Genomic DNA, 7,476 nt, shown 5'->3' with positions numbered 1-7,476 from the left:
TCCGATCTCGCGCGGGTCGCCCAGCGCCGCCTCGGCCCGCAGCGGACCGCGCAGGTACAGCCGCAGCCGCAGCCGGGCGGCGGCGCCGCGGTCGCCGGGGAGCAGGGCGCGCGGCACGGCTCCGAGCGCCACGGCAGCGCGGGCGGACGCCCAGCCCGCCGCGCCGTGGTGGGTGCGGAAGTACCGCTCCTGGGACGCGTGGAAGTGCGTCTCGCGGCGGGTCGGGTCGGTGCTGGTGCCGCCGCCGACGTGCCCGGCGAGCACGTCCTCGACGACCGCGGACCGCCACCCGGCGTCGTGCGCGCGGCGCTGCCAGTCCGTCTCCTCGGAGTACAGGAAGAACCGCTCGTCGAACCCGCCGACCGACGCGAGCGCCGCCCGGCGCAGGAGCAGCACGGAGCCGATCACGAAGCCGTCGCGCGTCTCCGGCACGCCGAGCCCGACCGCCTGGCGCCAGGCGGCGGCCGGGGTGGGGAAGGGCCAGCGCACCCGCGCCGGGGTGCCGTCGTCGTCCGCCTGCGCCGGGCCGACGGCCGCCACGTCGGGCTGCGCGCGCAGCGCCCGGTGCAGCGCCTGCACGCCGGCGAGGTCGACCCGGGCGTCCGGGTTGAGCAGCAGCACGTCCGCACCGGGGCGCGCGGCGCGCACCCCGAGGTTCACGGCCGCCGCGAAGCCGAGGTTGGCGCCGGGGTCCAGGTAGCGGGCGCCGGCGTCCTCCGCGACGCGCCGCACCTCCGGGTCGCCGGAGTTGTCGACCACGGTGATCGGCAGCGCGCCCGCGAGCGGCGCGAGCGCCCGCCCGAGCAGCCCGGCGGCGTGGTACGCGACGACGACGACCTCGGGATCGCCCGCGTCGCCCGCGCCCTCCGCGCCGGCGCCGAGATCGGTGCCTCCGCCCGAGATCGGTGCCTGCACGCGCCGATCTCGGCGCGAACCACCGATCTCGCCGCCCGCGTCGGCAGCGCCGCCCGCGTCGGCAGCGCCGCCGCCCGCGACGACCTGCCGGTACATCGCCTCGTAGCGCTCGGCGATCGCCGCCCAGGTGTACTCGGTCGCCCGCTCCCGGCCGGCCGCGCGCATCCGCGCCGCCAGCGCCGGGTCGTCCACCACGGCGACCAGCGCCGCTGCCAGCGCACCGGCGTCGCCTGGCGGCACGAGCGTCCCGGCCCCGCCGACGACGTCGCGCAGCGCGCCGCTGTCGGAGGCCACCACCGGCACGCCGGCGGCCATCGCCTCGACCGCGACCCGGCCGAACTGCTCCAGCCAGCCCGGGGTCGGCACGGACGGCACGGCGAGCACGTCGAGCGAGCGGTAGAACGCGTCCAGCGCCGCGCCCGCGAGATGACCGTGGAACGTCACGCGGCCCGCCAGCGCGGGGGAGGCGGCCCGCGCGCGCAGGGCGGCCTCGTGCGGCCCGGCGCCGGCGATCGCCACGGTGATCCGGGGGTCCGCCTCGGCGGCGTCGAGCAGCACGTCGAGCCCCTTGTGCGGGTGCAGGAGGCGGCCGACGTAGCCGGTGCGCGCGGGGGCGGCCGCACCGACTACGCCGGCGTCCGTGGGGGCGCCCTCGTCCTGAGCGCCCGGCGTCCGGGAGCCCGCGTCCTGAGCTCCCGGGTGCCCGGCGCCCGCGTCGTGCGCGCCGGGGGGTTCGACGCCGAGGCCGATCACGTGCGCGGGGGCGACCAGGCCCTTGTCGCGCAGCACGTCGGCCGCCTCGGCGTTGCACACGCTGACCGCGCCGGCCCCGCGCAGCGCCCGTCGCTCCCACCAGCGGAACGGCACGGGGTAGCGCTTGGCGATGTTCTGCGCGGAGTAGAGCACGTAGGGGACGCGCGACCGGCGCAGCGCCCGGAGCAGCAGCACCTCGGCCGTGGCCAGGGCGGCGGGCTCCTCGTGCAGGTCGAGCACGTCCCAGTCCTCGCCGAGCGCGCGCCAGAGCGGGAGCGGGTCGTAGAGGAACACGTTCGGGTGGCGGCCGATCGTGCGCACGCCGCGCACGTCCTCGCCGGCCTGCAGCTCCAGGTCGACGTCCCGGCCGCCCTCCTCCCAGGTGCGCGCGCTGAGCGTCCGCACCGTCAGGCCGCGGGCGCGCAGGGCGGCTTCCCGCCCGCGCCACGCCGTGACGACGGCGCTGTGGGACACCCGGAGCACGCGCATGGGGACCATCGTGCCGGTCACCTCCACAAATCGGACATCTGGTGCAAAAGGTTCACCCGACCGGCGTGGGTGAAACACCGGCGACCTCGGTCAGCACGGCGTCCAGGCGCCCGCGCGCCCAGGCCCAGTCGTGCGTCCGCGCCCACGACCGGCAGCGCGTCCCGATCCGGCGGCGCAGCGCCTCGTCGTCGGCCAGCGCCTCCAGCGCCGCGGCCAGCTCCGCCGGGTCGTCCGGGCGCACCAGCACGCCCGCGTCGCCGGCGACCTCGGGGATGCCGCCGATCGCCGACGCGATGACGGGGACCCCGCTGGCCATGCCCTCCATGACGGTGAGCGCGAACGGCTCCGCCCACCGGGACGGCACCACCACGACGTCCGCCTCCCGGTAGACCGCGGCCACCTCGGCGCGGGGGGTGAACGGCAGCAGCCGCACCCGGTCGCCGAGCCGGGCCGCCTTCGCGCGCAGGTCGCGCTCGTAGGGCGACGGCGCCGCGCCCGCGTCGAAGTTCTGCGAGCCGACCACCGTCAGCTCGACGTCGTCCCGGCCGAGCCGCGCGACGGCGTCCAGCACCACGTCCGCGCCCTTGTCCGGGATCATCCGGCCCACGAACAGCACCCGCAGCCGCTCGCCGCGCGCCGGGTCGGCCCGGGGCACGAACCGGGTCGTGTCGACGCCGTTCGGCACCACCCGCACCCGGTCGCGCAGCCGCGCGGGCAGGTGCGCCGCGGTCTGGTCGGCCAGGGCGCCGCTCACGCACACGATCGCGGCCGCCCGGCCGAGCACCCGGTCGGCCTCGCGCGCGGTGTACGTGCGCAGCAGCAGGTTGTGCGCGTAGAGCACCGCCGCGTGCCGCTCGTGCACGAGGGGCACGAGCTGCGGGGCGTTGTGCGCGAGGACGACGCCGGGCTCCCAGGCGTCCTGGTCGGTCAGGGTGGGCCGCAGGGTCCGGCGCACGCCGGGCCGGGGGAGGCCGAGCCGGCCCGCCAGCGCGTCGCGGTACCGGTCGGCCGGCCGCGCCGTGGCGAGCGGGTAGCCCACCGGGTCGGCGCTGGTGTACCGGTCGGGGTAGGTGCCGTCGGCGACGACGACCCGGGGTCGCGGGGTGGTTGCCGCCGGCAGCGCCGCGCACAGCCCGTCGACGACGGTCGGGATCGCGGAGCCGGTGCGCGGGGAGAAGTGGTCGCCGGGGGTCAGGACGTGCACCTCGGGCACGCGGGCGTCCGCGCCGGCCCCGGCCGCGCCGCCGGACCTGCCGGGCCCGCCGGACCCGCTCACCGGCGCCGGCTCCGCGGCTCGAGCCCGAGCGCCGCCCACACGTCCGCGGCCGGCCCGCGCCACCGCGGGATCGTCCACGCCACCGGGATCGTCGCCAGCGCGCGCGCCTTCTCGGCCGCCGGCACGTCCGAGGCGAGCACGCCGCGGGCCAGCTCGACGCTCACCTTCGTGTGCGGGAACGCGAACCGCACGGACGCGGACGGGGCGTGCCACGCCACCTGCGCCTGGCCCTGCTGGGAGAACTGCTCGCTGTGCCGGCGCTGCAGGAACAGCTGCTCGGGCACGAGCGCGAACGGCCCCTGGCAGGCGAGCTCGGCGAGGATCACCAGGTCGTTGCCGACCGTCGGGCGGATGCCCCGGGTCCGGCGCAGCGCGTCCGTGCGGTGCAGGCCGTAGAACAGGTGCGCGGCCTGCGCCCGCAGGAAGTGCCCCATCCGCTCGTGCGGGGTGGGCTCGTCGCACGCCAGGTCGGCGTCGTTCAGGTCCTCGGTGACGATGCCGCCCGCGTCGATGATCTGCGTGCGCGGGTAGACCAGCACGGTCGCCGGGTCGGACTCCGCGAACACCTCCAGGCAGCGCCGGACGAACGCGGGCCGCCGGATGTCGTCGGCCGCGGCCCAGGTGAAGTACGGGGCGGTCGCCAGGGACAGCACGTGGTTGAAGTTGAACCGCCCGCCCCGGTTCTCCGGCAGCCGGACGTACCGGATGCGCGGGTCGTCGGCGGCGGCGGCGCGGCAGATCTCCTCGGTTGCGTCGGTGGAGGCGTTGTCCGAGATCACGATCTCGAGGTCGGCCTCGTCCTGCTCCCGCACCGAGTCGAGCGCGGCGGGCAGGTACTTCTCGCCGTTGTAGACGGGCATGCCCACGGTGGCCCTGGGGCTCATCGTCGTCGTCCCTCCTGGGAGCGGGTGGCGGTCGTGGCGGTCATGCGGCGGGTCCGTAGGCGGCGAGGCGCACCAGCGACACGGGCCACGTCGGCTCGGGCTGCACCGGCTCCCACGCGGGCAGCAGCCCGCCGGACTGGCCGGAGTAGTTCACGTCGGGGACGGTGACGCCCCGGGTGGTGGTCGACGGCACCTGCACGCGGACCGCGGTGACGGTGCGCGGCTCGAAGGTCACCGAGGTGGTGCGGGCCAGGAACAGCCCGTCCTGGCGGCCGACCTCCTGCCACGTGCCGTCCTCGCCCTGCACCTCGACGGTGTAGGCGCGGACCCCGGAGGTGCAGCACCGGATGCCGGCGCCCTCCACGACCACCCGGTCGACCGTCGCCGGCTCCGCCAGGTCGACCTGCACCCACGGGCTGCTGTCCGGCCCGTCCTCGGTGCGGGCGCCGGCCCGCCACGGGTTCGCGCCCGCCCCGCCCTCGGCGACCAGGTCGGCCGGGTCGGTGCCGTCGGTGCTCGAGCTGGCGGTCACGGTGCCGCCGGCCAGCAGGTCGGCGCCGGCGTCGGCGGCCGGCGCGACCGTGAGGCCCGCGTCCGCGGTGAGGAAGACCGGCGACCCGGTGACCGGCAGCGCCGTCGGCGCGCCCGCCGCGAGGTCGAGCGTGCGGGTGCCGCCGTACACGTCGGTCACCGTGACGGTGGTCGCGGCGTCCGCGGTGACCAGCGCCCGGGTCACCTCGTCCTGCGTCCACACGGCCAGCAGCGGGTCGTCCCGGGTGCCCGCGGGGGCGGGGTTGCCGGCGGGCGACGGCGCGCCGGACGCGGGGCCGAACGCCATCGCGTGCAGCGCCGGGTCGCCGGTGTCGAGCAGGTCCGGTGCCCCGCGGCCGTCCAGCACGCCGGACACCGCGGCCATCGCCAGCGCGCCGGGCTTCACGAACGAGCCGAGCTGCACGAGCGACCAGGTGAAGCCGCCCTCGCCCCAGCCGCCCTCGCTGAAGAAGTACATCCACTCGTCCACCCCGAGCGCGCGCATCCACAGCAGGGAGCGGGCGACGTCGTAGGCCTGCGCCCAGTGGTTCGCCGGGCCGTCCGACCACCAGCCGGACTCGGTGTCCCAGACGGGCAGGGTGGCGCCGCACGCCGCGAGCACCTGCCGCAGCGCGGTGATCTGGCCGATCGGGCCGTCGGCGCCCTCCTCGTCCCAGGAGCGGTTGAACCCGGTGTACGGGTGGATGCCGACGACGTCCATCGACGCGCAGCCGCCGGCGTCGACCACCTGCTGGTACCACGGCACGACGACGTTCAGCGCGTTGCCGCCGATGACGCGGGCCCGCGGGTCGACCCCGCGCACCGCCTCGGCGAACGGCGCCAGCACCTGCGTCGCGTAGGCCGCGCCGTCGCCGAAGCCGGTGTTGTTCGGCTCGTTCCAGGGCGCCCACAGGTGCAGGTCCGGCGCCCCGGCGTGCAGCGCGGCGGCGATCACCCGGACCCACGCGCCCCAGGTGCCGTCGGCGACGGCAGCGGCCTCGGCCTCGCCGCCCTGGCCCACCTGCACGTAGAGCTGCACGTCGGAGTCGGCGGCGAGCGCCGCGGCCGCGGCGATGCCCGCGTACGGGTCGCCGTCCTCCGCGCCGGGCAGCGCGGCGAGGTCCAGCCCTGCCTCGGACGGGGCGGCCGTCACGTCCGGCACCAGCCGGCCGAAGTCGAGCTGCACCCGGTGGCTGCCGAGCCCGAGCTGCGCGGCGAGCTGGACCCCGCGCAACGGGCCCGCCCCGCCCCAGTCGGCGCCGTCGGCCAGGGACGCCGGGTCGAAGGTCGCGCCCTGAGCACCCACGGCGTACCGCAGGCAGGTGGCCGTGCGGACCGCGCCGGTGGCCTTCTCGACCAGCTCGGCGTGCACCTCGTACGGCCCCGGTCGGGCGGCGGGCACCTCGAGCGGCACCTCGCCGCCGTCGGCCGGGATCGCCACCGTGCCGGACGTGCCCGCGACGGGCGGGTCCAGCCACGGATCGCCGGTCACGGCGTAGCGGAGCTCGTAGGTGTCGGCGAGCGCGCCCCAGGCGGCCGTGAACGTGGCGTGCACCGCGGGCGTGGTGCCGGGGGCGACGTAGTCGTCGACCGCGTCCGTCGCCAGGCCCGCGCCGAAGCCGAGCAGGTCCAGCGACGACGCGTGGTTCACGTCCCAGACGATCGGGGCGTCCAGCAGCAGGTCCAGGTCGGCGTCGGCGACCCGGGACAGCTGCAGGCCGTCGCCCTCCTCGCGCGGGGACGCGAAGTACACGGCGTCGCCGCCGCGCACGAACGGCGTCAGGTCGGCGAACCGGAAGGTCGAGCCCTGGCCCTCGCCGGCCAGCGACTGCCGCCGCCACACCCCGTCGGGGCCGACCTCGAGCAGTCGCCAGGTGGGCCCGGCGAGCAGCAGCCCGCCGTCCGCGGCCGTCGCGACGCCGGTCGGGTGGTCGAGGCCCGGGGCGCGGCCGTTCGAGCCGCCCTGCAGCGGCCCCTCGAGCCGCAGGCCCGGGGTGCCGTCCGCGGCGTACTGCACCAGCGCGATCGAGGACGACTGGTCGTCGGCGTCGCTCATCAGCACGAGCGAGCCGTCGTCCTGCGGGTAGAACCGGGGGTAGGAGCCCCACTCGAGCTCGGGGCCGTCGCCGTCGACGGTGCCGTCGGCCCGCAGCAGCGCGAGCCGGTGCGAGCCGTCGAGCACCACGGTCGCCAGCACGCCGGAGCGCCCGGCGGTCCAGCCGAGCACCGCCCGGACCCGGCCGCGGTCCAGCGCCGCCAGGTCCCACGTGGTGCCCGGGTCGGCCGAGCCGGCCGCCCACAGCGCCACCGTGGTGCCGCCGGCCGAGCCGTCGACCGCGAGCACGCCGCCGTCGGCGGTGAGGGCGAAGCTGCCGGGGGCGTCGTCGCCGCCGTCCACCACCACGGGCGTGCCCACCTTCCCGGCGGCGGACCAGCGGCTGATCGTGGCGGTGCCGTCGTCCAGCTGCAGCGCCGCCACGTGGTCGCCGACCGCCGCGAGCTGGGCGGGCACGGCGTCGCCGAGGTCGGCCAGCGCCTGCACGGTCGCGACCGGGGCGTCCGCGGCCAGCGCCGCGTACCGGTCCGGGTCGGCGACGCCGCACATCCGCGCGGCCGGGTCGCCGGCGG

General features: G+C 77.8%; 4 protein-coding genes. All 4 read right to left on the bottom strand.

From position 1 onward, the window contains the following. Positions 1-2,157 (bottom strand): glycosyltransferase (locus FA014_RS16440; RefSeq protein ID WP_230323285.1); only part of this gene is annotated, 2,157 nt, incomplete at its 3' end. 52 nt (positions 2,158-2,209) lie between these two features. After that, on the bottom strand, positions 2,210-3,370 hold the full coding sequence (locus FA014_RS16435; protein ID WP_195969330.1) for a glycosyltransferase family 4 protein: 1,161 nt from the start codon (positions 3,368-3,370) through the stop codon (positions 2,210-2,212). Between the two features lie 59 nt (positions 3,371-3,429). Further along, positions 3,430-4,317 (bottom strand): glycosyltransferase family 2 protein, encoded by an 888-nt coding sequence (locus FA014_RS16430; RefSeq protein WP_154730722.1) that lies wholly within the window; start codon positions 4,315-4,317, stop codon positions 3,430-3,432. A 40-nt stretch (positions 4,318-4,357) separates the two neighbouring features. After that, the coding region (locus FA014_RS16425; protein ID WP_195969329.1) for a discoidin domain-containing protein at positions 4,358-7,476 on the bottom strand (3,119 nt) is incomplete at its 5' end.

The organism is Cellulomonas hominis, assembly GCF_005239125.1.
In the GTDB taxonomy this organism is placed as follows: Bacteria; Actinomycetota; Actinomycetes; order Actinomycetales; family Cellulomonadaceae; genus Cellulomonas; species Cellulomonas hominis_A.
The sequence above is the reverse complement of the archived record's forward strand: the minus strand, read 5'-3'. Positions and strand labels throughout refer to the sequence as shown.